The organism is Klebsiella sp. GB_Kp056 (assembly GCF_040064755.1).
GTDB lineage: Bacteria > Pseudomonadota > Gammaproteobacteria > Enterobacterales > Enterobacteriaceae > Klebsiella > Klebsiella quasipneumoniae.
The window spans coordinates 38,424-62,589 of sequence record NZ_JBEAJA010000048.1 but is presented as its reverse complement, the minus strand read 5'-3'; the positions used below and the strand labels follow the sequence as shown (position 1 = coordinate 62,589).

General features: G+C 56.1%; 23 protein-coding genes. 21 read left to right on the top strand and 2 right to left on the bottom strand.

Annotated features, from left to right (window positions below; all coding sequences use genetic code 11):
• Positions 1-47 precede the first annotated feature (47 nt).
• The 6 genes from ABLV52_RS12165 to ABLV52_RS12140 all read left to right on the top strand — a co-directional run bounded on the left by ABLV52_RS12165 (position 48) and on the right by ABLV52_RS12140 (position 7,076).
• Entirely contained in the window at positions 48-959 is a 912-nt protein-coding gene (locus ABLV52_RS12165; protein ID WP_023288842.1) for an amino acid ABC transporter substrate-binding protein, read from the top strand.
• Positions 960-1,123: 164 nt separating this feature from the next.
• Positions 1,124-1,864, top strand: a complete 741-nt coding sequence (locus ABLV52_RS12160) for an amino acid ABC transporter permease (protein ID WP_032455129.1) — start codon at positions 1,124-1,126, stop codon at positions 1,862-1,864.
• Entirely contained in the window at positions 1,864-2,538 is a 675-nt protein-coding gene (gltK, locus tag ABLV52_RS12155; protein WP_002894707.1) for a glutamate/aspartate ABC transporter permease GltK, read from the top strand. The genes ABLV52_RS12160 and gltK overlap by 1 nt, the downstream gene beginning before the upstream one ends.
• Entirely contained in the window at positions 2,538-3,263 is a 726-nt protein-coding gene (locus tag ABLV52_RS12150; RefSeq protein ID WP_004885898.1) for an amino acid ABC transporter ATP-binding protein, read from the top strand. The genes gltK and ABLV52_RS12150 overlap by 1 nt, the downstream gene beginning before the upstream one ends.
• Positions 3,264-3,563: 300 nt before the next feature.
• Positions 3,564-5,234 (top strand): ShlB/FhaC/HecB family hemolysin secretion/activation protein, encoded by a 1,671-nt coding sequence (locus tag ABLV52_RS12145; protein ID WP_348890436.1) that lies wholly within the window; start codon positions 3,564-3,566, stop codon positions 5,232-5,234.
• A gap of 63 nt (positions 5,235-5,297) precedes the next feature.
• Positions 5,298-7,076 carry a filamentous hemagglutinin N-terminal domain-containing protein gene (locus ABLV52_RS12140; RefSeq protein ID WP_348890435.1) on the top strand — a complete coding sequence of 593 codons (1,779 nt, stop codon included), beginning with the start codon at positions 5,298-5,300 and terminating at the stop codon, positions 7,074-7,076.
• 366 nt (positions 7,077-7,442) lie between these two features.
• Here the strand turns inward: ABLV52_RS12140 and ABLV52_RS12135 are convergent, their stop codons facing one another.
• Positions 7,443-7,925 carry a zinc ribbon-containing protein gene (locus ABLV52_RS12135; protein ID WP_032455125.1) on the bottom strand — a complete coding sequence of 161 codons (483 nt, stop codon included), beginning with the start codon at positions 7,923-7,925 and terminating at the stop codon, positions 7,443-7,445.
• Positions 7,926-8,153: 228 nt separating this feature from the next.
• Between ABLV52_RS12135 and leuS the strand changes: the two genes are divergently transcribed.
• The 15 genes from leuS (at position 8,154) to lipA (ending at position 23,628) form a co-directional block, all read left to right on the top strand.
• Entirely contained in the window at positions 8,154-10,736 is a 2,583-nt protein-coding gene (gene leuS, locus ABLV52_RS12130; protein WP_044521615.1) for a leucine--tRNA ligase, read from the top strand.
• Positions 10,737-10,750: 14 nt separating this feature from the next.
• The gene (gene lptE, locus ABLV52_RS12125) at positions 10,751-11,341 is read left to right on the top strand and encodes an LPS assembly lipoprotein LptE (RefSeq protein WP_004885890.1); all 591 of its coding nucleotides are present in this window, start codon (positions 10,751-10,753) and stop codon (positions 11,339-11,341) included.
• Positions 11,341-12,372: a DNA polymerase III subunit delta gene (holA, locus tag ABLV52_RS12120; protein WP_032428664.1), complete on the top strand. Its 1,032-nt coding sequence runs from the start codon at positions 11,341-11,343 to the stop codon at positions 12,370-12,372. Before lptE ends, holA begins: the two co-directional genes overlap by 1 nt.
• Positions 12,365-13,015: a nicotinate-nucleotide adenylyltransferase gene (gene nadD / locus ABLV52_RS12115; protein ID WP_181404711.1), complete on the top strand. Its 651-nt coding sequence runs from the start codon at positions 12,365-12,367 to the stop codon at positions 13,013-13,015. The genes holA and nadD overlap by 8 nt, the downstream gene beginning before the upstream one ends.
• A 72-nt stretch (positions 13,016-13,087) precedes the next feature.
• On the top strand, positions 13,088-13,717 hold the full coding sequence (locus ABLV52_RS12110; protein WP_348890434.1) for an adenosylcobalamin/alpha-ribazole phosphatase: 630 nt from the start codon (positions 13,088-13,090) through the stop codon (positions 13,715-13,717).
• 222 nt (positions 13,718-13,939) lie between these two features.
• Complete coding sequence (gene rsfS / locus ABLV52_RS12105; RefSeq protein ID WP_023288834.1) at positions 13,940-14,257, top strand: ribosome silencing factor; 318 nt, start codon at positions 13,940-13,942, stop codon at positions 14,255-14,257.
• Positions 14,258-14,260: 3 nt separating this feature from the next.
• Entirely contained in the window at positions 14,261-14,728 is a 468-nt protein-coding gene (rlmH, locus tag ABLV52_RS12100) for a 23S rRNA (pseudouridine(1915)-N(3))-methyltransferase RlmH (RefSeq protein WP_002894620.1), read from the top strand.
• Positions 14,729-14,755: 27 nt separating this feature from the next.
• A complete protein-coding gene (gene mrdA, locus ABLV52_RS12095) occupies positions 14,756-16,657 on the top strand; it encodes a peptidoglycan DD-transpeptidase MrdA (RefSeq protein WP_023288833.1) in 1,902 nt (633 codons plus the stop codon).
• Entirely contained in the window at positions 16,657-17,769 is a 1,113-nt protein-coding gene (gene mrdB / locus ABLV52_RS12090) for a peptidoglycan glycosyltransferase MrdB (RefSeq protein ID WP_004885876.1), read from the top strand. The genes mrdA and mrdB overlap by 1 nt, the downstream gene beginning before the upstream one ends.
• Positions 17,770-17,780: 11 nt before the next feature.
• Positions 17,781-18,929 (top strand): endolytic peptidoglycan transglycosylase RlpA, encoded by a 1,149-nt coding sequence (rlpA, locus tag ABLV52_RS12085; protein WP_348890433.1) that lies wholly within the window; start codon positions 17,781-17,783, stop codon positions 18,927-18,929.
• Positions 18,930-19,068: 139 nt separating this feature from the next.
• Entirely contained in the window at positions 19,069-20,268 is a 1,200-nt protein-coding gene (gene dacA, locus ABLV52_RS12080) for a D-alanyl-D-alanine carboxypeptidase DacA (RefSeq protein ID WP_023288831.1), read from the top strand.
• 112 nt (positions 20,269-20,380) lie between these two features.
• Entirely contained in the window at positions 20,381-20,644 is a 264-nt protein-coding gene (gene ybeD / locus ABLV52_RS12075) for a DUF493 family protein YbeD (RefSeq protein ID WP_002894474.1), read from the top strand.
• A 104-nt stretch (positions 20,645-20,748) separates the two neighbouring features.
• Positions 20,749-21,393, top strand: a complete 645-nt coding sequence (lipB, locus tag ABLV52_RS12070; protein WP_065882532.1) for a lipoyl(octanoyl) transferase LipB — start codon at positions 20,749-20,751, stop codon at positions 21,391-21,393.
• A 129-nt stretch (positions 21,394-21,522) separates the two neighbouring features.
• Positions 21,523-22,482 (top strand): YbeF family transcriptional regulator, encoded by a 960-nt coding sequence (locus ABLV52_RS12065; protein ID WP_348890432.1) that lies wholly within the window; start codon positions 21,523-21,525, stop codon positions 22,480-22,482.
• Positions 22,483-22,662: 180 nt separating this feature from the next.
• Complete coding sequence (lipA, locus tag ABLV52_RS12060) at positions 22,663-23,628, top strand: lipoyl synthase (RefSeq protein ID WP_023288828.1); 966 nt, start codon at positions 22,663-22,665, stop codon at positions 23,626-23,628.
• Positions 23,629-23,818: 190 nt separating this feature from the next.
• Here the strand turns inward: lipA and tatE are convergent, their stop codons facing one another.
• Positions 23,819-24,025: a twin-arginine translocase subunit TatE gene (tatE, locus tag ABLV52_RS12055; RefSeq protein ID WP_023288827.1), complete on the bottom strand. Its 207-nt coding sequence runs from the start codon at positions 24,023-24,025 to the stop codon at positions 23,819-23,821.
• Positions 24,026-24,166: the final 141 nt, after the last annotated feature.

Sequence of the window (24,166 nt, the reverse complement as noted above, 5' to 3'; positions counted from 1 at the left end):
CAATGGGTATCAATAGCGTCGGTGACGCTGCGGATAAGGAGTTGGATATGCAATTACGTAAACTGGCCACGGCAATGCTGGTAATGGGAATGACCGCTGGTCTGGCGCAGGCGGAAGATGCTGCCCCGGCGGCTGGCCAGAGCACTCTGGATAAGATCGCGAAAAATGGCGTTATCGTTGTCGGCCATCGCGAATCTTCCGTCCCTTTCTCTTACTACGATAACCAACAGAAGGTTGTAGGTTACTCTCAGGACTACTCCAACGCCATCGTCGATGCCATCAAGAAGAAGCTGAACAAACCCGATCTGCAGGTCAAACTGATCCCGGTTACCTCGCAGAATCGTATCCCGCTGCTGCAGAATGGCACCTTTGATTTCGAGTGCGGCTCAACCACCAACAACCTCGAGCGCCAGAAACAGGCGGCCTTCTCCGATACTATCTTCGTCGTCGGCACTCGTCTGCTGGTGAAGAAAGGCGGCCCGATCAAAGATTTCCCGGACCTGAAGGATAAGGCGGTCGTTGTCACCTCCGGGACCACCTCAGAGATCCTGCTGCATAAGCTGAACGATGAGAAAAAAATGAATATGCGCATCATCAGCGCCAAAGATCATGGCGACTCTTTCCGCACCCTGGAGAGCGGACGCGCGGTGGCCTTTATGATGGATGACGCTCTGCTGGCCGGCGAACGCGCCAAGGCGAAGAAACCGGATAACTGGGAAATCGTCGGCACCGCGCAGTCTAAAGAAGCCTATGGCTGCATGCTGCGTAAGGACGATCCGGCCTTCAAGGCGCTGGTCGATGAAACCGTTGCCCAGGCCCAGACCTCTGGCGAAGCGGCGAAGTGGTTCGATAAATGGTTCAAAAACCCGATTCCGCCAAAAAATCTTAACCTGAACTTCGAGCTGTCGGACGACATGAAAGCGCTGTTCAAATCACCTAATGACAAAGCACTGAACTAATTATAACAACCAGGGGCGGGATATCCTGCCCTCCCGATGGTTGTCACAGCACGGACAGACTATACGGCGGCTGGTCGTTCCCCAGCCGCCGCGAATACCGAAACAAGCTGGACAACCGTCTTCGAGGGTAGCAATGGCTACCCTTTTTTTTCCAGGAGTCATGTATGTCAATAGACTGGAACTGGGGGATATTCCTGCAACAGGCCCCCTTCGGCAACACTACCTACCTGGGCTGGCTGTGGAGCGGTTTTCAGATCACCGTCGCCCTCTCCATCTCGGCCTGGATCATCGCTTTTCTCGTCGGCTCGCTGTTCGGTATTTTGCGCACGGTGCCCAATCGTCTGCTCTCAGGGATTGGCACCTGCTATGTCGAACTGTTTCGCAACGTGCCGCTGATCGTGCAGTTCTTTACCTGGTACTTGGTGGTGCCGGAATTCCTGCCGGAAAATATCGGCATGTGGTTTAAATCGGAGCTGGACCCAAACATTCAGTTCTTTGTCTCCTCGATGCTGTGCCTGGGGCTGTTTACCGCCGCTCGCGTCTGCGAGCAGGTACGCGCCGCTATTCAGTCGCTGCCGCGCGGGCAAAAGAACGCCGGTCTGGCGATGGGGTTGACCCTGCCGCAAACCTACCGCTACGTGCTGCTGCCGAACGCCTATCGCGTTATCGTGCCGCCGATGACCTCGGAGATGATGAACCTGGTGAAAAACTCGGCCATCGCCTCCACCATCGGTCTGGCCGATATGGCCGCGCAGGCGGGCAAACTGCTGGACTACTCCGCTCATGCCTGGGAGTCTTTTACCGCCATCACCCTGGCCTATGTTTTCATCAACGCGGTGATTATGCTGATTATGTATGTGGTCGAGCGTAAGGTTCGCCTGCCTGGCAATATGGGAGGCAAATAATGTACGATTTTGACTGGAGTTCGATCGTTCCCTCCATGCCCTACCTGCTGGCGGGGCTGGTGATCACCCTGAAGATCACAGTGATCGCCATCGTGGTCGGTATCGTCTGGGGCACCCTGCTGGCAGTAATGCGCCTGTCCAGCTTTTTGCCGCTGGCCTGGTTTGCTAAATCCTACGTTAACGTGTTCCGTTCTATCCCGCTGGTGATGGTTCTGCTGTGGTTCTACCTGATTGTCCCAGGCTTCCTGCAGAACGTGCTGGGACTGTCGCCGAAAACGGATATTCGCCTGATCTCGGCGATGGTGGCGTTTTCGATGTTCGAAGCCGCCTACTACTCGGAGATTATCCGCGCCGGCATCCAGAGCATCTCCCGCGGCCAGTCGAGCGCCGCGCTGGCGCTGGGAATGACCCACTGGCAGTCGATGCGGCTGGTGATCCTGCCGCAGGCCTTCCGCGCCATGGTGCCGCTGCTGTTAACCCAGGGGATCGTCCTCTTCCAGGATACCTCGCTGGTGTATGTATTGAGCCTCGCCGACTTCTTCCGTACCGCCTCGACGATTGGCGAGCGTGACGGGACCCAGGTCGAAATGATCCTGTTCGCGGGCGGCGTCTATTTTGTGATTAGCCTCAGCGCCTCGCTGTTGGTCAGCTGGTTGAAGAAAAGGACTGTGTAATGATTACCCTGAAAAATGTTTCAAAATGGTATGGTCACTTTCAGGTGCTGACCGATTGCTCCACGGAAGTGAAAAAAGGCGAAGTCGTGGTGGTCTGCGGGCCATCAGGCTCCGGTAAATCCACACTGATTAAAACCGTGAACGGCCTTGAGCCGGTGCAGCAGGGGCAGATTATCGTCGATGGCACCGTGGTTAACGATAAAAAGACCAATCTTGCCAAACTGCGCTCGCATGTCGGAATGGTGTTTCAGCATTTTGAACTGTTCCCGCACCTGTCGATTATCGACAACCTGACGCTGGCGCAGGTTAAGGTGCTCAATCGTGACAAAGCGTCATCGCGCAAGAAGGGTCTCAAGCTGCTGGAGCGCGTGGGCCTGGCGGCGCATGCGGAAAAATATCCGGCGCAGCTCTCCGGCGGCCAGCAGCAGCGCGTGGCCATCGCCCGTGCGCTGTGCATGGACCCGATCGCCATGCTGTTTGATGAGCCTACATCCGCGCTCGACCCGGAGATGATCAACGAGGTACTGGACGTCATGGTGGAACTGGCCAACGAAGGGATGACCATGATGGTGGTTACCCACGAAATGGGCTTCGCCCGCAAGGTGGCCAACCGGGTGATCTTTATGGATGAAGGAAAGATTGTCGAAGACGCCGATAAAGAAGCGTTCTTCGCTAACCCACAATCCGATCGCGCCAAAGACTTCCTCGCCAAAATTCTGCACTAACTTCTGCGGCGCGCACGATATCACCGTGCGCGCCTGTCAGCCCCTCCCCTTTTCAATCGCTTCATCTCAAGGCGACAGCTTCACAACGTGAAGTAAAAATTTCACAAAGAATTCAGGGGCCGTAGAATAGATTAACCGCCAGGTCATCGTTAGCATACGGCATCTTGTAATAATCCCCGTGAGTTTAAATTTCTTGAAAATAATATTTCAATTGACTTGCTATACGTCGCGCAGGCTATTTCATGCCGCGCACAACCATTAATTATAATCTGACTCAATGAAACAAACGGATATTGCTTCATGCGGACTAACACTAACAGACTGGCCATTATTTTGTGTTTAAATTTGCTCACCTGCTTTACCGCCTGGGCGGGTATTGAGGCCGCAACGGTAAACCAGGTTGAACAGGATAAAGCCCGTGAAAGCGCATTAATGCCCCATCAGCAGCAATACCAATCTTCTCGCACCTATGCGAAAACGCAAACCTTGATATTTCCCGAAGAAGCGACCTGTCGGTATATCACGAAAGTTGATATTACCTCCGAGGACAACGCAAAAACCACCGCCCTCCTCGGGAAGATCGCAGCCCAGGCGCCCGGCCATTGCCTCGGAATAGATGGGATTCGCCTGCTGACGAACGCCTTACAAAATGAACTGATAACGCAAGGGTATATTACTTCCCTGATCGATATCCCTTCTCAGTCACTAGTAGGGGGCATTCTCAAAATAACGCTGACTTATGGCAAAACGGGGCATATTGATTTTGCGCCGAAGAGCGCCACGACGAACCTGTGGACCTCCATGCCCACGCATACCGGTAAAATCCTGCGCCTCAGCGATCTTGAACAAGGGATGGCTAACCTGCAGCGGCTGCCTGGCACCAGCGCCCATATGAAGCTGCGGCCCGGGGAACACATTGGCGAAAGTGATATTGAAATCGCCCGGGTAATGGATAAACAGTGGCAGGTTGGCGCCTGGCTTGATGACGCAGGCAGCCGCGCCAGCGGTCGCTATCAGGGCGGCGGCGCGCTATACCTTTACGATTTATCTTCATTGAACGATATTCTTTCCATCTCGGCAGGCGGCGACGTTGAATTCAACCAGCACAACGACGGCAACCATAACGGCAACCTTTACTACTCCGTGCCTTTTGGTTATTGGTCATTGAGCCTGTACGGTTCCTACAGCCAGTACCGCCAGCTGTTTAAAGGAAGATGGTCAAGCATCGACTATAAAAGTAAAAACCGTTATTACAGCGCGACCGTTAGCCGCCTGCTTTCGCATACCCGACAACAAAAAACGACCGCCGATCTGCGCATAGCGAAGAGTAGTTCGCACTATTTCTTTGGCGGCGATGAGCTGCATGTGATGCGTAAACAAAATCCTGTCTGGGAATTTACCGTGCGCCATCAGCACTATTTCAACAGGAAAATTATCGACGCCAGCCTGGGCGTTCAGCGCAGCCTGCCGTGGCTGAGCTCCGTCCCCACCCCTGAGGAAAAAGGCGGTTTATATAGCCATCAATCGCGCATTGTTCACGCCGATATACAGGCCTTGGTGCAGTTTGCCGCAACCGGCGATAAGTTTAGCTGGATGCCGCGTTTCCATGCCCAGTTCAGCCCGGATATATTATCTTCGGACAACCAGTTTAATATCGGCAATCGCTGGACGGTTCGCGGTTTTGACGGTGAAAATACGCTTTCGGCCAATAAAGGCTGGTACTGGCGTAATGATTTTAGCTGGAATATTCCCACCCCCGACCGGCAGGTATATCTTGGCCTTGACTTCGGCAGGATCATTGGTACCGAGCGCGCCAGGCAGGGAAAAAGCCTTTCAGGCGCAGTCGGCGGCGTCCGCGGAGAAATAGCGTCTACGCAATATGATTTTTTTATCGGCACGCCCATCAGTAAACCTGATGACTTTCATAGCGATGCCATGAACCTGGGCTTTTCATTACAGTGGAGGTATTAGTTTTCATCGGCGCATTACTGCAATTTACTGATTCATTTTTTACTATTTAAAGGAATAAATTACATGTTTAAATTTAAGGTTTCATATGTTGCGCTGGCTGCAGCGCTAAGTTCATCCGTTGTTTATGCCGACCCGTCAAGCTATACGCATAGGTCAGGGGCAAATGTTATTGATATTGAAGCGCCTAATGCCGCAGGCGTCTCGCATAACTTATATCGCGAATTCAACGTCGGCCCTAACGGCACTATTTTAAACAACAGCGCCAGCGACGTGAACCACAGCACTCACGGTAATATCGCTAAGAATAATAATCTGACCAACGGCAGCGCTTCCGTTATTTTAAATGAAGTCACCTCCAATAAAATGAGTAACCTGCAGGGCTTTATCGAAGTTAACGGGCAAAAAGCCGATGTCGTGATCGCCAACCCCAACGGCATCACCTGCTCCGGGTGCAGTTTTATCAACACCAACAACGCAATACTTACCACAGGCCAGGTCAACCTGAGCGATACCGGCGCAATTGAGAGCTATACGGTCACGCAAGGGAAAATCACCATCGGTGATAAAGGTATGAACGCATCCACTAACTATGCCGCCCTGCTTGCGGATGCCATTGCGATTAACGGCACCGTGACCGCCGCCAGTGCAGCCGTCGGCGCGGGCAATTTTACGTATAATAACCAGACCGGGGAAATGAACTCCTTGGGTAAAACAGCAACGGTTATGCAGATGATCTTTCCAGAATACAGCATTGATATCAGCAACCTGGGCGGTATCAAGGCCAATAGTATTAGCATGGTGGGTAATACCTTAGGTCTTGGCGTGCGTAATAAAGGCACTATTACCGCAAATGCCGCGCTCGCCATGACCAGCTATGGTTCTCTGGTTAATGAAGGTTCCATCAACACGAACGGCCTTATGGCTAAAATGGCATCTTTGGGCGATATGAAAAATACAGGTACAATTAATAGTACTGCTTACGTTACGCAGCTCAGTAGTGTGGGCACCCTGACCAATGAAGGCACAATTGCCAGTAGTAAACAGATTGCCATCAGCGCGACCGGCGATCTTGTTAACGCCGGCACGATGAAGGGAACGCAATTGTTATCCGTAGCCAGCGGGGGCAATCTCACCACCCGTAAGGGCTCAAATACCGTTTCCGATGGTCAGTTAGCGGTTTCCGCCAACAATATTGACAACGCGGGTTCAATGCGCGGCAATATAACCTACGTCGAATTCAGCGGCGATAAACTCAAAGTCACCGGTGAGCTCCGGGGTCATTCCACTCTGACCGTGCAATCTAAAAAGGATGACAAAGTCAATTCGGGGTTAATTTATAACACAGGAAGTATTTCCGGTAATGATGTAACGATTATCACTAACGGAAATTTGGATCAGGAGGGTAATATTATTGGTCAAAACTCGTTATCGATTAAAACTAATGTTTTAGACAATGTTTATTATATTTATGGGAAGTCACTAAATATTGAAAGTAATTATGTTCGCAACAGAGCAACAATCGATGGCTATAATAACACTATTAGCGCGGCCAACGGCATTCTTAATGAAGGGCAAATCTCTGCGAGCGGAGATTTGACTCTGAATACGCTAAATAATGCTAATATCACCAACTACAACACCATCAAAGCCAATGGTTCTCTTACCATGACCACAGGATCTGTTAAAAATGGCGGCTACCGCTGCGGCTTTTTGAATCTGGCAACCTGCGGTAAAGGCTCTATTTCCGCTAACAAGCTGGTCCTTAACTCTTATCATAACTATGCCTCTGAAATGGGTGGGCAACAGCAGTATAAATATGCTGAAATAAATACTATTCGTTAAAAATAAGCGATGCGCTGGTGACAGCGCATCACCGATAATTAACCACAACAGGTCACGCCTTGCATCAGGCAAAGCCTATCCACCGTTAGCAAGCGATCGCCATCATCACCTCGCGCATAGAGCATCTTATTGCAAACTAATTTGGTCAACAGAATATGCGGTGATACCTGCGATGTGCTGCACACCATGCTCCACGATAATCCATAGCTGAGTGAAAAAAATGAGTAGCAAACCAGTTGAGATGTAAAGGATGAACGGCATTTTCTAAAAACGAAAGCCAATATATAAGTTATATTGGCTAATAAATTTACAAGTAAAAATTTTGAATCGGGCCCTACGCACTAATTATGCTCCAGACCCGATCGATCAGGGCTCGAACGGACGACGCTGGAACTGATCGTGCCCGCATTTTGGACAACGCGGCAGCACGTCCGGGGTATAAACCGGCAGATGGTAATGACACTTCTCACAGACCAGGTTGCCGAGCCCCACCACTTCACCGCTGTGATAGACACCGTGATGGTTGAGATCCTGAAACACCTCGCGCCACTCAAGCTGAGTTTTATCGGTAATATCCGCCAGTTCCTGCCAGAGACTCTCTTTGATCACCCGCATAAAGACGCTATCAGTCAGCTCATCCTGACTCTCTTCATAACTGAGGGCGAACTCTTCCAGATCGCGTCGAACAGCGCGGATCACATTGTCGATTTCGCTCTGCGTTAACTCGTCGGATTGGCTAATCTCGACCCTGGCCTGCTCCACCAGCGCATCAATATCACGTTCTCCATTGCGTAACCGCTCGCTGAGCGTCGACACCAGCTCTCGGTAGAACTGAGCAACCTTGTTCATCTTTTCGCCTCCGGTGTGGTTAACTTCTTCTTATGATAGCCGTTATCTGCGGATTGCTCTGCCAGCCAAGCCACAGAGTCGTGAAATATTCTCCACCGCTTTCATCTCTGTATAAATGTGTGAAAGGCTGTTTTGACGTTGGCGTTTGGGCTATGCTATGCCGATCTGAAATAACACATCCATTGGCTACATTTTGTAGCTGTATTGAAAACAGGACCACTGGCTGCCATGCAAGAGCAATACCGCCCGGAAGAGATAGAATCGAAAGTCCAGCTTCACTGGGACGAAAATCGTACATTTGAAGTAACTGAAGACGAGAGCAAAGAGAAGTATTACTGCCTGTCGATGCTTCCTTATCCTTCTGGTCGACTACACATGGGTCACGTGCGTAACTACACCATCGGCGACGTGATTGCCCGCTATCAGCGCATGCTGGGTAAAAACGTCCTGCAGCCAATTGGCTGGGATGCGTTCGGTCTGCCGGCGGAAGGCGCGGCGGTAAAAAACAACACCGCGCCAGCGCCGTGGACCTACGACAACATCGCCTACATGAAAAACCAGCTCAAAATGCTGGGCTTCGGCTATGACTGGAGCCGCGAGCTGGCGACCTGCACCCCGGAATACTACCGCTGGGAGCAGAAGTTCTTCACCGAGCTGTACAAAAAAGGCCTGGTGTACAAAAAAACCTCCGCGGTGAACTGGTGCCCGAACGACCAGACCGTACTGGCCAACGAGCAGGTTATCGACGGCTGCTGCTGGCGCTGCGACACCAAAGTCGAGCGTAAAGAGATCCCGCAGTGGTTTATTAAAATCACCGCCTACGCCGATGAGCTGTTGAACGATCTGGATAAGCTGGACCACTGGCCGGACACCGTGAAGACCATGCAGCGCAACTGGATCGGCCGTTCTGAAGGGGTGGAAATCTCCTTTGACGTTAACCATTACGCCGACAAGCTGACCGTCTACACCACCCGCCCGGACACCTTTATGGGCTGTACCTACCTGGCGGTCGCTGCGGGTCACCCGCTGGCGCAGCAGGCTGCGGCCAACAATCCGGCGCTGGCCACCTTTATCGACGAATGCCGCAACACCAAAGTGGCGGAAGCCGACATGGCGACGATGGAGAAAAAAGGCGTCGATACCGGCTTTAAAGCTATCCACCCGCTGACCGGCGAAGAAATTCCGGTGTGGGCGGCTAACTTCGTGCTGATGGAGTACGGCACCGGCGCGGTGATGGCCGTTCCGGGTCACGACCAGCGCGACTACGAGTTCGCCAGCAAATACGGGCTGAACATCAAACCCGTGATCCTCGCCGCCGACGGTTCTGAGCCAGATCTCTCGGAGCAGGCGCTGACCGAGAAAGGCGTGCTGTTTAACTCCGGCGAGTTCAGCGGCCTCGATTATGAAGCGGGCTTCAACGCCATTGCCGACAAACTGGCTGCCATGGGCGTCGGCGAGCGTAAAATTAACTACCGCCTGCGCGACTGGGGCGTGTCCCGTCAGCGCTACTGGGGCGCGCCGATCCCGATGGTCACCCTGGAAGACGGCACCGTGCTGCCGACCCCGGAAGATCAGCTGCCGGTGATCCTGCCGGAAGACGTGGTCATGGACGGCATCACCAGCCCGATCAAAGCCGATCCTGAATGGGCCAAGACCACGGTTAACGGCCAGCCGGCGCTGCGCGAAACCGACACCTTTGACACCTTTATGGAATCCTCCTGGTACTATGCGCGCTACACCTGCCCGCAGTATCAGGAAGGGATGCTGGATTCGCAAGCGGCCAACTACTGGCTGCCGGTCGATATCTACATCGGCGGTATCGAACACGCGATCATGCACCTGCTCTACTTCCGCTTCTTCCACAAACTGATGCGCGACGCGGGCATGGTCAACTCTGATGAGCCGGCGAAACAGCTGCTGTGCCAGGGCATGGTGCTGGCTGACGCTTTCTACTACGTAGGCGAAAACGGCGAACGTAACTGGGTCTCCCCGGTTGACGCCATCGTCGAACGTGACGAAAAAGGCCGCATCGTGAAAGCGAAAGACGCGGCGGGACACGAGCTGGTGTACACCGGCATGAGCAAGATGTCCAAGTCGAAAAACAACGGCATCGACCCGCAGGTCATGGTTGAGCGCTACGGCGCGGATACCGTGCGTCTGTTCATGATGTTCGCCTCCCCGGCGGATATGACCCTCGAGTGGCAGGAATCTGGCGTCGAAGGGGCGAACCGCTTCCTGAAACGCGTCTGGAAGCTGGTCTACGAACACACCACCAAAGGGGACGTTGCGGCCCTGAACGTGGCGGCGCTGAGTGAAGATCAGAAAGCGCTGCGTCGCGATATCCACAAAACCATCGCCAAAGTGACCGATGACATCGGTCGTCGTCAGACCTTCAACACCGCCATCGCGGCGATCATGGAGCTGATGAACAAGCTGGCGAAAGCGCCGCAGGAAGATGAGCAGGATCGCGCTCTGATGCAGGAAGCCCTGCTGGCGGTTGTGCGTATGCTCAACCCGTTCACCCCGCACGCCAGCTTCACCCTGTGGCGTGAGCTGAACGGTGAAGGCGATATCGACAACGCGCCGTGGCCGGTGGCAGATGAAAGCGCGATGGTGGAAGACAGCACCCTCGTCGTCGTCCAGGTCAACGGCAAAGTTCGTGGTAAAATTACCGTTGCGGTAGACGCAACTGAAGAGCAGGTCCGCGAGCGCGCCGGCCAGGAGCATCTGGTGGCGAAGTATCTCGACGGCAAAACCGTGCGTAAAGTGATTTACGTTCCGGGTAAACTGCTCAATCTGGTCGTTGGCTAAGCGCGGGAGGAAGCGTGCGATATCTGGTAACAATGTTGTTATCTCTGGCGGTGCTTGCCACCGCCGGCTGTGGCTGGCATCTGCGTAGCACTACCAAGGTGCCCACCACCATGAAAACCATGATCTTCCAGTCGAGCGATCCGAACGGGCCGTTAAGCCGCGCGGTGCGTAATCAGCTGCGTCTTAACGGCGTGGAACTGATCGACGCCAGCACGCTGCGTAAAGATGTCCCTTCTCTGCGCCTCGATGGATCGTCGATTCAGAAAGATACGGCATCGGTGTTCCAGGACGGTCGTACGGCGGAATATCAGATGGTCATGACCGTTCATGCCAGCGTCCTGATCCCGGGTCACGATATCTATCCGATAACCACCAAGGTCTATCGTTCGTTCTTTGATAACCCGCAGGCGGCGCTAGCCAAAGACGCCGAGCAGGATATGATTATCCAGGAAATGTACGATAAAGCGGCGGAACAGCTGATTCGTAAACTGCCAAGCGTTCAGGTAGCGGATGTTGAAGCCACCCAGCAGGAAGAAAAACCGGTCGCGGGCAGCACCGCGCCGGCGTCCTCGGGTAACCGTGTCTCCACCACGCTGGGTCAATGATGATTCGGTTGTACCCGGAACAGCTCCGCGCGCAGCTCACTGAAGGGCTGCGCGCGGCCTATCTGCTGCTTGGCAACGATCCTCTGCTGTTGCAGGAAAGCCAGGACGCTATTCGCGAAGCCGCTGCCGCGCAGGGCTTTACCGAACACCACACCTTCACTATCGATAGCAGCACCGACTGGCAGGCGCTTTTCGCCTTAAGCCAGGCGATGAGCCTGTTTGCCAGCCGGCAAACCCTGCTGTTGATCCTACCGGAAAACGGCCCCAACGCGGCGATCAACGAACAGCTGGCGACGCTGGTCGGTCTGCTGCACGACGACCTGCTGCTGATCGTTCGCGGCAGTAAGTTGACCAAAGCCCAGGAGAATGCCGCGTGGCTCACCGCGCTGGCTCAGCGCGCCGTCCAGGTCAGCTGCCAGACGCCGGAATACGCGCAGCTGCCGCGCTGGCTGGCCGCGCGGGCCAAACAGCATCAGCTGCAGCTCGACGACGCGGCCAGCCAGCTGCTGTGCTACTGTTACGAAGGCAATCTGCTGGCGCTGGCGCAGGCGCTGGAGCGTCTGGCGCTGCTCTGGCCGGACGGTAAGCTGACCCTGCCCCGCGTTGAGCAGGCGGTGAACGATGCCGCGCACTTTACCCCTTACCATTGGGTCGATGCCCTGCTGGCAGGTAAAAGTAAGCGCGTGCTGCACGTTCTGCAGCAGCTCCGTCTTGAAGGCTGCGAGCCGGCGATCCTGCTGCGTACGCTACAGCGGGAGCTGCTGCTGCTGGTCACCCTCAAGCGCCAGTCGGCACAGACGCCGCTGCGTTCGCTGTTTGATAAACATCGGGTCTGGCAAAACCGCCGTCAGCTGCTCAGCGACGCCCTCGCCCGACTCAGCGGCGAACAGCTGCGCCAGGCGGTGACCCTTCTGACCCGCGCGGAACTGACCTTTAAACAGGATTACGGGTACGACGTCTGGCCCGAACTGGAAAGTCTTTCGTTGTTGCTCTGCCACAAAGCCCTGGCGGACGTTTTTATTGATGGTTGATATGACTCACTTACAGGCAATCTATGGCGGCACCTTCGATCCGGTGCATTATGGTCACCTCAAGCCGGTCGAGATCCTGGCGAATCAGATTGGCCTGAGCAAGGTCATCATCATGCCTAATAACGTCCCGCCGCACCGTCCCCAGCCGGAAGCCACCAGCGCCCAGCGCGTGCACATGCTGAAGCTGGCGATTGCCGATAAGCCGCTGTTCACGCTCGATGAACGCGAACTGCGGCGCGATACCCCCTCCTGGACGGCGCAAACGCTGCAGGAGTGGCGCCAGGAGCAGGGGCCGCACAAGCCGCTGGCGTTTATCATTGGCCAGGATTCGCTGCTCACCTTTCCCACCTGGCATAACTATGAAACCATCCTCGACAATGTCCACCTGATTGTCTGCCGCCGGCCGGGTTACCCGCTGACCATGGCCCATGAGGCCGATCAGCGCTGGCTGGATCGCCATTTAACCCACGACGTGGAGTCTTTGCATCACCGCCCTTCCGGCGTGATCTACCTGGCTGAGACCCCGTGGTTCGATATTTCGGCGACGATCATTCGCCAGCGCCTTGAGCGCGGCGAGTCCTGCGCCGAGTTGCTGCCGGCCGCGGTGCTGGACTACATCCGCGAGCAGGGTCTCTATTGCTGACCCCGGGCTGGGCCTGGCGCGAAAAAAGCGCTATCGTAACGCCACCTCTCCAACGCCTGTCAGAGCCTGTTCATGAAATTATGGTTAGTTCGCCATGGCGAAACCGAAGCTAACGTTGCCGGGTTATACAGCGGCCACGCCCCCACGCCCCTGACGCCGCGCGGCGTCGCTCAGGCGCGAGCGCTCGGTGAACGACTGCGCGCGGTGCCTTTCGATAAAGTCTTCTGCAGCGAGCTGGCGCGGACCGGGACAACGGCCGATCTGCTGCTTGGCGATCGCGCTATCCCGCGCGAATGCCATGCCGCGCTCAATGAGATGTTTTTCGGCGACTGGGAGATGCGCCATCATCGCGACCTCCAGCGAGAAGATGGGGAAAACTATGCCGCGTGGTGCGCTGACTGGCAGCACGCGGCCCCGACCAACGGCGAAAGCTTTCAGCGTTTTGCCCACCGCGTTAGCGAGTTTACCCCCACGCTGACCGACTGCCGCCATCTTGACCACCTGCTGATCGTCGGCCATCAGGGCGTCCTGAGCCTGCTGACCGCCCTGCTGTTGCAGATGCCCGCCGCGGCGATGTGGCACTTTCCGATAGCCCATGGCGCCTGGAGTCTCCTCGACATTCGCGACGATTTCACCACCCTGCGGGTATTAAATAGCCAGGCCGTCTGGCAGCCGCAAGAAGAATTCCCGCCGAACCATTGACAGGCCAGAGCAGGCTGCTATTCTCCGCTGCCAGGCAGCATCCGCCAAAGCAGGTTTGCAGAAATTGTTTTACAAAAATGGCGATGCAATCCTCGGCGAGGGATGGGATGATACTCCGCCGCGAACGCCTACCGACAGACATTTCACCCGACTTTTTCATTAGTTCAGGTATACTGTCAGGCTCTTTATGATTATCAATCTTCACGCACCCAGGGGGAACACTTGCAGGGTAAAGCACTCCAGGATTTTGTTATCGACAAAATTGATGACCTGAAAGGTCAGGACATCGTTGCCATTGATGTACATGGCAAATCCAGCATCACCGATTGCATGATTATCTGCACCGGCACCTCCACGCGTCATGTGATGTCCATCGCCGACCACGTGGTTCAGGAATCCCGCGCCGCCGGCTTGCTGCCCCTGGGCGTTGAAGGGGAAGCCGCCGCCGACTGGATCGTCGTCGACCTCGGCGACGTGATGGTTCACGTCATGCAGGAAGAGAGCCGTCGTCTGTACGAGCTGGAAAAACTCTGGAGTTAATGCGTGAAGTTGCAGCTGGTGGCCGTTGGCACCAAAATGCCGGACTGGGTACAGACCGGCTTTAGCGAGTATCTGCGCCGTTTTCCCAAAGATATGCCGTTCGAACTGGTGGAGATCCCTGCCGGTAAGCGCGGCAAGAACGCTGATATCAAGCGCATCCTCGAAAAAGAGGGCGAGATGATGTTAGCCGCTGCCGGTAAAAACCGCATCGTGACCCTGGATATTCCGGGTAAACCATGGGATACGCCGCAGCTGGCGCGCGAACTGGAACGCTGGAAACAGGACGGGCGCGACGTCAGTTTGCTGGTCGGCGGCCCGGAAGGCCTCTCTCCAGCCTGTAAAGCAGCGGCGGAACAGAGTTGGTCGCTCTCCACCCTCACCTTACCTCACCCGCTGGTGCGCGTACTGGTGGCCGAGAGCCTGTATCGGGCGTGGAGCATTACCACCAACCATCCGTACCACCGTGAGTAATGATGATCAGGGTAGACTGAGCAGCGAATGAAATTACAGAATTCTTTCCGCGACTATACGGCTGAATCCTCGCTGTTCGTGCGCCGGGCGCTGGTCGCTTTTTTGGGGATTTTGCTGCTTACCGGCGTTCTGATCGCCAACCTGTACAATGTGCAAATCGTTCGCTTCGACGATTATCAGACGCGCTCGAACGAAAACCGCATCAAGCTGGTGCCGATCCCGCCAAGCCGCGGCATTATTTACGATCGCAACGGCACCCCGCTGGCGCTTAACCGCACCATTTATCAGCTGGAGATGATGCCGGAGAAAGTCGATAACGTGCAGCAGACGCTGGATGCGCTACGCGACGTCGTCGATTTAACCGACGATGATATCGCCGGTTTCAAAAAGGAGCGCGCCCGCTCCCATCGCTTTACCTCGATTCCGGTCAAGGTCAACCTCAGCGAAGTGCAGGTGGCCCGCTTTGCCGTCAACCAGTACCGCTTTCCCGGCGTGGAAGTCAAAGGCTACAAGCGCCGTTACTACCCCTATAACTCGGCGCTGACGCACGTCATCGGCTACGTGTCGAAAATTAACGACAAAGACGTCGACCGCCTCGATAAAGAGGGCAAACTGGCCAACTACGCCTCGACCCATGACATCGGTAAGCTGGGTATTGAGCGTTATTACGAGGACGTCCTGCACGGTCAGACCGGCTACGAAGAGGTTGAAGTAAACAACCGCGGCCGCGTTATTCGTCAGCTCAAAGAGGTGCCTCCGCAGGCCGGACGCGACATCTATCTCACCCTCGACCTCAAGCTACAGCAGTATATCGAAACGCTGCTGGCCGGCAGCCGCGCCGCGGTGGTGGTCACCGACCCGCGTACCGGCGCCATTCTGGCGCTGGTTTCGACGCCGAGCTACGACCCGAACCTGTTCGTCGACGGCATCTCCAGCAAAGATTACTCCGGCCTGCTCAACGATCCCAACACGCCGCTGGTCAACCGTGCGACGCAAGGGGTCTATCCGCCGGCATCGACGGTCAAACCGTACGTCGCCGTCTCGGCGCTGAGCGCCGGGGTGATCACGCGCAATACCAGCCTGTTCGACCCGGGCTGGTGGCAGCTGCCCGGCTCGGAAAAACGCTATCGTGACTGGAAAAAATGGGGCCACGGCCACCTGAACGTCACCAAAGCGCTGGAGGAGTCCGCGGATACCTATTTCTATCAGGTCGCCTATGACATGGGCATCGATCGCCTCTCGGAGTGGATGAGCAAGTTCGGCTACGGCCACTATACCGGTATCGACCTCGCCGAAGAGCGCTCGGGCAACATGCCGACCCGCGAATGGAAGCTCAAACGCTTTAAGAAACCCTGGTACCAGGGGGACACCATTCCGGTGGGCATCGGCCAGGGTTACTGGACCGCCACGCCGATCCAGATGAACAAAGCGCTGATGATCCTGATTAACGACGGGGTGGTGAAAGTGCCGCACCTGCTGCAAAGCACCGTGGAAGACGGCAAGCCCGTTCCGTGGGTCCAGCCTCATGAGCCGCCGGTAGGCGACATCCATTCCGGCTACTGGGAAATCGCCAAAGACGGCATGTTCGGCGTGGCTAACCGCGGCAACGGCACCGCGCACAAATATTTCGCCAGCGCGCCGTATAAAATCGCGGCCAAGTCCGGTACCGCCCAGGTGTTCGGCCTGAAGGCCAACGAAACCTATAACGCGCACCGAATCTCTGAGCGTCTGCGTGACCATAAACTGATGACGGCGTTTGCGCCTTATAACAACCCGCAGGTTGCCGTGGCGATGATCCTGGAAAACGGCGGTGCCGGCCCGGCGGTCGGTACGATTATGCGCCAAATCCTCGATCACATCATGCTGGGCGATAATAACACCACGCTGCCAAGCGAAAACCCGGCGGTAACCGCAGGGGAGGATCAATAATGACGGATAATCCGAACAAAAAATCGCTGTGGGATAAGATCCATCTTGACCCCACTATGGTGCTGATCCTGCTGGCGCTGCTGACCTACAGCGCGCTGGTTATCTGGAGCGCCAGCGGTCAGGACGTCGGCATGATGGAGCGTAAAATCGGCCAGATCGCCATGGGCGTGGTGATCATGATCGTCATGGCGCAGATCCCACCGCGGGTCTATGAGGGCTGGGCGCCCTACCTCTATATTTTCTGTATTATTCTGCTGGTGGCCGTCGACGCCTTCGGCGCCATCTCCAAAGGGGCGCAGCGCTGGCTGGATCTCGGTATCGTCCGCTTTCAGCCGTCGGAGATTGCAAAAATCGCCGTGCCGCTGATGGTGGCGCGCTTTATTAACCGCGACGTTTGCCCGCCTTCTCTGAAGAATACCGGTATTGCCCTGGTGCTGATCTTCCTGCCGACGCTGCTGGTGGCGGCGCAGCCTGACCTCGGAACCTCGATTCTGATCGCCCTCTCCGGTCTGTTTGTGCTGTTCCTCTCCGGCCTCAGCTGGCGCCTGATCGGTATTGCGGTGGTGCTGGTCGCCGCCTTTATCCCGATTTTGTGGTTCTTCCTGATGCACGATTATCAGCGCCAGCGCGTGATGATGCTGCTCGATCCGGAAACCGACCCGCTGGGCGCGGGGTATCACATTATTCAGTCTAAAATTGCCATTGGCTCCGGCGGTCTGCGCGGCAAAGGCTGGCTGCACGGTACCCAGTCGCAGCTGGAGTTTCTGCCGGAACGCCATACCGACTTTATCTTTGCCGTTCTCGCTGAAGAGCTGGGCCTGATTGGCGTACTGATCCTGCTGGCGCTCTATATTCTGCTGATCATGCGCGGACTGTGGATCGCCGCCCAGGCGCAGACCACATTTGGCCGGGTCATGGCCGGTGGTTTAATGTTGATTTTATTCGTTTATGTCTTCGTAAATATTGGTATGGTGAGTGGTATTTTACCGGTGGTGGGCGTACCGTTGCCGCTGGTGAGCTACGGGGGCTCCGCCCTGATCGTATTGATGGCCGGGTTTGGTATCGTGATGTCGATCCATACCCACAGAAAAATGTTGTCGAAAAGCGTTTAAAGGGGTTCGCAATGCGTAAGCAATGGCTGGGGATCTGCATAGCAGCGGGGCTGCTGGCGGCATGTTCGAGTGATGACGTGCAACAAAAGACGGTCAGTACTCCACAGCCGGCCGTCTGTAATGGCCCGACGGTTGAGATCAGCGGCGCCGATCCGCAGTATGAAACGCCGAACGCGACGGCGAATCAGGATTATGAGCGCGACGGTAAGCGCTACAACATCGTCCAGGATCCGGCAAACTTTACTCAGGCAGGTTTCGCGGCGATCTATGACGCGGAACCCAACAGCAACCTGACCGCCAGCGGTGAAACCTTCGACCCGACGCAGTTGACCGCGGCGCATCCGACGCTGCCGATCCCGAGCTATGCGCGGATCACCAACCTCGCCAACGGGCGCATGATCGTCGTGCGGATTAACGATCGCGGTCCCTACGGCAACGATCGGGTTATCTCGCTCTCCCGCGCGTCCGCCGACCGCCTGAACACCTCGAATAACACCAAAGTGCGTATCGACCCGATCATCGTCGCGCCTGACGGTTCGCTTTCCGGCCCGGGAATGGCTTGTACCACCGTCGCCAAACAGACTTACGCCCTGCCCGCCCGTCCGAATCTGGACGGCGGTGACGCCGCTGGCATGAGCCAGCCCGCGCCCACTGACGTTCGCCCGATCAGCAACAGCACGCTGAAGCCGGAAGACAGCGTTGGCGCACCGGTGAACAGCGGCGGTTTCCTCGGCGCCCCAACGCCGCTGAACAGCGGCGTGCTGGAGAGCAGCGAACCCGCGGCCGCCGCAGCGACGGCACCTGCCGCCGGCGCCACGCCAGCAGCGCCGGTGACCGCGCCCGGCTCCATCCAGGGTAGCGTCGCGCCCGCAGCGGCCACCGCCGCAGCCGCCGGCGCCGTTGCCGCTTCGTCTTCCGGCACCTCCAGCGCCAACGGTAGCTTTGTCGTGCAGGTAGGCGCAGTGAGCGACCAGGCGCGGGCGCAGCAGTATCAGCAGCGTCTGAGCCAGCAGTTCTCTGTGCCAGGCCGGGTCATGCAAAACGGCGCGGTGTGGCGTATTCAGCTGGGGCCGTTTGCCGACAAGGCGCAGGCCAGCGCCGTTCAGCAGCGCCTGCAAAGCGAAGCGCAGCTGCAGTCCTTTATTACACGCGCCAACTAAAGGCCGCGGGCAGCCCGTTCATCTTGCGCATGTAAAAGTCATTAACAAACTCATGCGCAATGTCGGATGCTGGCCCGCAGAGCATTTGCTATAGTAAGGCACTTTTTTTAACTCCATCACGGATGCCGTTGTTCTGACCATGAAGACCTCTTTCACCGCTCGTTTACTCATCACGGCGCTCTCCGTTGCAGCGCTCTCCTCCGCTGCCCGCGCCGATGACCTGAATATCAAAACGATGATCCCAGGCGCCCCGCAGATTGACGCCGAATCCTGGATCCTTATCGATTACAACTCTGGCAAGGTGCTGGCTGAAAACAACGCCGACTCCCGCCGCGACCCGGCCAGTCTGACCAAAATGATGACCAGCTATGTTATCGGTCAGGCGATGAAAGCGGGCAAATTCAAAGAGTCCGATCTGGTCACCGTCGGCAACGACGCCTGGGCCACCGGCAACCCGGTATTCAAAGGCTCTTCCCTGATGTTCCTCAAGCCGGGGATGCAGGTGCCGGTTTCCCAGCTGATCCGCGGTATCAACCTGCAGTCCGGTAACGATGCCTGCGTGGCGATGGCCGACTATGTCGCCGGCAGCCAGGACGCCTTCGTCAGCCTGATGAACAACTACGTCAACGCCCTCGGCCTGAAAAACACCCATTTCCAGACTGTTCACGGCCTCGATGCTGACGGCCAGTTCAGCTCGGCGCGCGACATGGCGCTGATTGGCCAGGCGCTGATCCGCGACGTGCCGAACGAGTACTCCATCTATCGTGAGAAAGAGTTCACTTTCAACGGTATCCGCCAGCTGAACCGTAATGGCCTGCTGTGGGATAACAGCCTGAACGTCGACGGCATCAAAACCGGCCACACCGACAAAGCGGGCTACAACCTTGTCGCTTCCGCCACCGAAGGGCAGATGCGTCTGATCTCGGCGGTAATGGGCGGCCGGACGTTCAAAGGGCGTGAGTCGGAAAGCAAAAAACTGCTGACCTGGGGCTTCCGCTTCTTCGAAACCGTCAACCCAATTAAAGCCGGCAAAGAGTTTGCTTCCGAACCGGCCTGGTTCGGCGACAGCGATCGCGCTTCGCTGGGGGTGGATAAAGACGTCTACCTGACCATCCCGCGCGGCCGGATGAAAGATCTGAAAGCCAGCTACGTGCTGAATAACACTGAGCTGCACGCCCCGCTGCAGAAAAACCAGGTCGTCGGCACCATTAACTTCCAGCTGGATGGTAAAACCATTGACCAGCGCCCGCTGGTGGTGCTGCAGGAAATTCCGGAAGGTAATTTCTTCGGTAAAATTATTGATTACATTAAATTAATGTTCCACCACTGGTTTGGTTAAAAATCGAACACTTGAAAGTGTGATTTCCATCCCCATATACTATTCATCCAAGTAACCTGATAACTCCCGCCCTTGGTGGGAGTTATTATTTTGTCGTAACACCGGAGCTGACATGAAAACCAAACTTAACGAACTGCTTGAATTCCCTACGCCATTTACTTACAAAGTAATGGGGCAGGCGTTGCCTGAGCTGGTTGATCAGGTGGTGGAAGTGGTACAGCGCCATGCGCCTGGTGATTACTCGCCGTCAGTAAAACCGAGCAGCAAAGGTAACTACCACTCGGTCTCCATCACCATCAACGCCACTCACATTGAACAAGTGGAAACGCTGTACGAAGAGTTAGGCAATATCGATATCGTTCGGATGGTGCTGTAACCTTTTCCCTGACCCGGCCGCCATGCCGGGTCTTCTCATTCCCTCCCGCACGGCTGTGATATACTCCCCGACCTGAATTCTCTCTTCCCGGCGGAGATGTTGTTTTGCAGCACAATAAAATTCTAATCCGGCAGCTTGGCCTGCAACCTTACGAACCCGTCTCGCAGGCGATGCACGAATTTACCGACGCCCGTGATGAAGATACCCTTGATGAGATCTGGCTGGTGGAACATCACCCGGTCTTCACCCAGGGTCAGGCCGGCAAAGCGGAACATTTGCTGGTGCCCGGTGATATTCCGGTGATCCAGAGCGATCGCGGCGGCCAGGTAACTTATCACGGCCCGGGACAGCAGGTAATGTACGTCCTGTTGAACCTCAAGCGCCGCAAGCTGGGCGTACGTGAACTGGTGACGCTGCTGGAGCAAACGGTCGTCAATACCCTTGCCGAATACGGTATTGAGTCGCACCCCCGCGCCGACGCCCCTGGCGTCTACGTCGGCGATCGCAAAATATGCTCTCTGGGGCTGCGGATCCGCAAAGGCTGCTCTTTCCACGGCCTGGCGCTCAATATCGCTATGGATCTGACGCCGTTTCTGCGTATCAACCCCTGCGGCTATGCCGGTATGGAGATGACGCAAATGCGCCAGTGGCAGCCGGAAGCCACTCCGGAGAGAGTCGCTCCGCGGCTGGTCGCCCATCTGCTGGCGCTGCTGAACAATCCCCCGCACGAATACCTTCCTCAGGGTTAAGGGCAGACCAGCGCCCCGCTGACGGCGGGGTGCTGAACGAGTAACACATTATTTTTGCAATCAATTGTCACGCACGGCAACGCGGTGGGCCGCTATACTTGGCCTATCATTCCCAACCGGACTCATCGCGTGCCAGAGAATACGCCGCCGTCAGAATCTCCTGACCGACAGGACGAACGTTACGACCGTCAGATGTTTCGCATCCTGCGTAATATTGACCTCAATCTGTTGACCATCTTCGAAGCCGTGTACGTACACAAAGGTATCGTCAATGCCGCGAAGATACTCAATATCACACCGTCGGCCATTAGCCAGTCAATAAACAAACTGCGGGCGCTGTTCCCCGATCCGCTGTTTATCCGCAAAGGCCAGGGCGTAACGCCCACCGCCTATGCCACCCATCTTCACCAGTATATCAGTCGCGGTATGGAGGCTTTCCTCAGCGCGCTGGATATCACCGGCAGCCCGCATCAGCAGCGGGTGATCACTATCGCCACCACGCCAGCCATGGGGGCGCTGTTGATGCCTGGCCTGGCCAGCGCGCTGAAGCCGGTCTTTCCGCAGATCCTGCTGCACAACATCGCCCTCACCGACGCCGCGCGGCAGCTTGACCAGCGCCAGGTGGATCTGTTAATTGATACCCATCTGCACAGCGGTCATGCGATAAGCCATCATGTCCTGTATCAGGATCGGGTGCAGATGTACTGCCGCGCAGGGCATCCCGCGCTGGACGGTCCACAGGATGAAACTACCCTCGCGAAGTATGAATTTGCGCTGCTGCTGCCGGAAGGCCAGCGCTACCCCACCCTCCACCGACGTTTGCAGGAAGAGATGGGCGAGCGCCGCTGCGGTTTCAGCACCTTCAACCTGCTAACCCAGGCGGCAATGATCGCCGAGAGCGACATGCTGGGGCTGACCACCGAGCGTCTGTTCGCCATGGTATCCCGTCTCTGGCCGCTGCAGACCCTGGACTTCCCCTCCCTGCGGGAAGAGCAGATTGATGTTGCGCTGCACTTCAATAAGCAGAGCGGGAAAGAGCCATTGCTGAAAGAGATCATTGAGACCGTGATCCAGGCGTTTAAGGCGTAGCGCACGGAAGGGAAAAGGATAAAACAACAACTATTTTACAATTTGCCGGGCAGGCAGGCTGCTTTCTGCCCCTTTTCAATGGTATACTGCCTGCTCTTGATTCAAAAATAGTTGATAATTGCAACATTTCATTGAATTAATTCGCTTTCCTTCGTGACTCGCAACTGGAACACGCACGCTATGAGTAAACCCATTGTGATGGAACGCGGTGTTAAGTACCGCGACGCCGATAAAATGGCCCTTATCCCGGTGAAGAACGTGGCAACTGAGCGTGAAGCTCTGCTCAGAAAACCGGAATGGATGAAAATCAAACTTCCGGCAGACTCGTCCCGTATCCAGGGAATCAAAGCAGCGATGCGTAAGAACGGCCTGCACTCCGTGTGCGAAGAGGCCTCCTGCCCGAACCTTGCAGAGTGCTTCAACCACGGTACCGCGACCTTTATGATCCTCGGCGCGATCTGTACCCGCCGTTGCCCATTCTGCGACGTCGCGCATGGCCGCCCGGTCGCGCCAGATGCGAACGAACCACAGAAGCTGGCGCAAACTATCGCCGATATGGGGCTGCGCTACGTGGTGGTCACTTCGGTGGACCGTGACGACCTGCGCGATGGCGGCGCACAGCATTTTGCCGACTGCATCAGCGCCATTCGCGAGAAAAACCCGACGATTAAAATCGAAACGCTGGTCCCGGATTTCCGCGGCCGCATGGATCGCGCCCTGGATATTCTGACGGTGACCCCGCCGGACGTCTTCAACCACAACCTCGAAAACGTACCGCGCCTCTATCGTCAGGTGCGTCCGGGCGCGGATTACAACTGGTCGCTGAAGCTGCTGGAGCGTTTTAAAGAAGCGCACCCGGAGATCCCGACAAAATCCGGCCTGATGGTGGGCCTGGGCGAAACCAACGACGAGATCATCGAAGTCATGCGCGACCTGCGCCGTCATGGCGTCACCATGCTGACATTAGGCCAGTATCTGCAGCCGAGCCGTCACCACCTGCCAGTGCAGCGTTACGTTAGCCCGGAAGAGTTTGAAGAGATGAAAGCGGAAGCCATGGCGATGGGCTTTACCCACGCCGCCTGCGGCCCCTTCGTTCGCTCTTCCTATCACGCCGACCTGCAGGCTAAAGGGATGGAAGTTAAATAACCTGCCGCTTCTCCCGCTGCGTCACGTCCCGGCGCAGCGGCGCTCTCCGCTTCATTCGCTTCGCCTTCCCGTAACAGTTAGTTGCATCTTTCCTGCGCGGCGTCGACAAAAACGACAAAGGCCGCAACGTCAAACGTCGCGGCCTCTTCGCCGTACCACCCGCATCCCGCCAGGGGACGCAGCCGGAGAATTACTCTTTATGAGAGAGCTTCTGCGCCGGTGCTTCGTCTTCAGCGGTGGTTTTTTTCGCGCTATCGTCATCTTCGTTCATGGCTTTTTTAAAGCCCTTGATAGCCGACCCCAGGTCGCCGCCCAGCGTACGTAATTTCTTGGTACCAAACACTAAGATAATCAGTGCTGCGACTACCAGCAGTTTGGTAATACTAATCTCACCCATAGCTAACCTTCTTCTCTATACAAGCTGCGAATACGCCATCATACACGCATTTATCCGTCATATTGTAATCCACCTGTGCGTGGGCTGCGTGATTCAGCCCGAGGCCTCCCCTCCGGGAGTGAGCGCTGGGGTGTCCGTCCT